Source organism: Streptomyces sp. SID4985, from assembly GCF_009863025.1.
Taxonomy (GTDB): Bacteria; Actinomycetota; Actinomycetes; order Streptomycetales; family Streptomycetaceae; genus Streptomyces.
On sequence record NZ_WWIR01000591.1, the window covers coordinates 1 to 2,412 of the forward strand.

The following is a 2,412-nucleotide window of genomic DNA, read 5'->3' on the forward strand; positions in this document are numbered from 1 at the left end:
GCGGCACCCGCGATCAGCCCGGAGCCGTTGCCGCCACCGGTCTCGGCGAGGTCGCCGGAGCCGCCGTTCGCGGACGGGGAGGCGGACGGGGCGGACGGCGCGGCCGCGGCGTCCTTGACGTCCGTCGAGGGCGACGCGGAGGAACCGGCCGATCCGGACTCGGCCCCGGTGCTCGGGGCGGCCGACCCGGACGCGGGCGACTCGGACGCGGGCGCCGCGTCCGACGCGGGGGTGGTGGCCGAGGGGGAGGCGGTCTCGGTCTCGGTCCCGGTCTGCGCGGGCGTCGTCGGGGCTTCCGGGGTCGGCTGCGCCGCGATCGAGCACTCCTTCGTGCCGCCGTTCCAGGCCGCGATCAGCTTGTCCTTGATGACGGCGTGGTCCGGGCCCTTGGGCAGGTCGCCGTGGACCAGGCCGTCCTTGGCGTCCAGGTCGCCGTCGAACCTGACCGCGCCCCGGTACAGGTCGACCTGCGCGAAGCAGCCCGCGTCCGGCACGGCGATGTCGAGCGTGTCGGTCCCGCCCGCCTTGACGCTCACGGTGTCGAAGCCGACCAACGCCTGCTGCCCGGAGGTCGCCCAGGTGGCGCCGTGGGCGAGGTAGGAGGCCAGCGAGGCGGTGCAGGACGCGGCGTTCCCGGTGGCGCGGACCTTGATGTGGACCTTGCCGTCCTCGGTCGGCTTCAGGTTCTGGTCGTCCACCTTGACGGAGGCGAAGAAGCGGGTGCCGTCCAGCGAGAACTCGCACGCGTCGGTACGGGTCTCGGTTCCGGCGCCGGTGCCCGGGGTGAGGTGGCCGCCGGACTTCCAGCCGTCGCCGCCGGGCGCGGCGTGGGCCCAGGCCCCGGAGGCGGCGGCTACGGAGGCGGCGCACAGGGCGAGCGACGCGGCGCCCGTACCCAGCAGGCGGCGCGCGGTGACACGTCGGGCTATGGACATGGACATCCCATCGGATCGGGGAGGGCATGCGCGGGGCGCGGAGAGATCACAGGAGACAACCGTGGCCTCGACGGACCCATCGGTCCCGTGCGCCACAGTGTGGAGACATCGTGATCGTCCTTGAGAAAGCTGTCAACCTGCGCTAATGCGCCCGGCGTTCGGGTTCGCGGGCCCGCCCGGTTTCCGTTTCGGGGCGATGTGGACAGATTCCTGTCGGAGCCCCGCCGGCCCCCCGGCACCCGCCCGGCCACCGGCACCCGGCCCGATCCGCCGGACCCCCGGCACCCTGCCCGAACGGAGCCCGCATGGCACAGCCGTCCGCCGACCTCTCCTCCCGGAACCCCGACTGGTGGCGCCAGGCCGTCATCTACCAGGTCTACCCCCGCAGCTTCGCGGACGCCGACGGCGACGGGCTCGGTGACATCGCGGGAGTCACCCGCCACCTGGACCATCTGGCCGCGCTCGGCGTGGACGCCGTGTGGCTCAGCCCGTTCTACCCCTCCGAACTGGCCGACGGCGGCTACGACATCGCCGACCACCGGGACGTCGACCCGCGCCTGGGCACCCTGGACGACTTCGACGCCCTGACCGCCGAGGCCCACCGGCTCGGTCTCAAGGTGATCGTGGACATCGTCCCCAATCACACCTCGCACCAGCACCCCTGGTTCCAGGAGGCGCTGGCGGCGGGCCCCGGCTCCCCGGCCCGCGCGCGGTACGTCTTCCGCCCCGGCCGGGGTGCGAGCGGTGAACTCCCGCCCACGGACTGGCAGTCGGTCTTCGGGGGCAGCGCCTGGGAGCGGCTGCCGGACGGGGACTGGTATCTGCACCTCTTCGCCCGCGAACAGCCCGACCTCGACTGGCGCCACGACGACGTGCGCGCCGACTTCCTCGCCACGCTGCGCTTCTGGTCCGACCGGGGCGTGGACGGCTTCCGTGTCGACGTGGCCCACGGTCTGGCCAAGGACCTCTCCGAACCGCTGCGGGACGTGGGCGGGATCGGCGCCACCGGCGAGGACTCCCTGCCCCTGCTCGCACCCGGTACCCACCCCTACTGGGACCGCGACGAGGTGCACGCCATCTTCCGCGACTGGCGCCGCCTCCTCGACTCCTACGACCCGCCCCGCACGGCCGTCGCGGAAGCCTGGGTACCGGACGCGCGCCGCGCGCTGTACGCCCGCCCGGACGAACTCGGCCAGGCATTCAACTTCGAGTACCTGGAGGCTGGTTGGGGCGCGGCAGAGCTGCGCGCGGTCATCGCCCGCTCCCTCGCCACCGCCCGTTCGGCCGGGGCCTCGGCCACCTGGGTGCTCTCCAACCACGACGTGGTGCGCCACACCTCGCGCCTGTCGCTCCCGCCCGGCACCGACCTCGACGCCTGGCTGCTCTCCGGCGGCACCCAGCCCCCGCTCCACCCGGTCGCCGCGCTGCGCCGGGCCCGCGCCGCGACCCTGCTGATGCTGGCGCTGCCCGGCTCGGC

2 protein-coding genes are annotated in these 2,412 nt (G+C 74.3%); one reads left to right on the forward strand and one right to left on the reverse strand.

What is annotated here, in order from left to right; genetic code table 11:
- The coding region (locus tag GTW40_RS25475) for a hypothetical protein (RefSeq protein ID WP_161182505.1) at positions 1–935 on the reverse strand (935 nt) is incomplete at its 3' end.
- A 305-nt stretch (positions 936–1,240) separates the two neighbouring features.
- Here GTW40_RS25475 and GTW40_RS25480 point away from each other — a divergent pair.
- Positions 1,241–2,412, forward strand: a 1,172-nt coding sequence (locus GTW40_RS25480) for an alpha-amylase family glycosyl hydrolase (RefSeq protein WP_161182506.1), incomplete at its 3' end; no start/stop codon positions are given.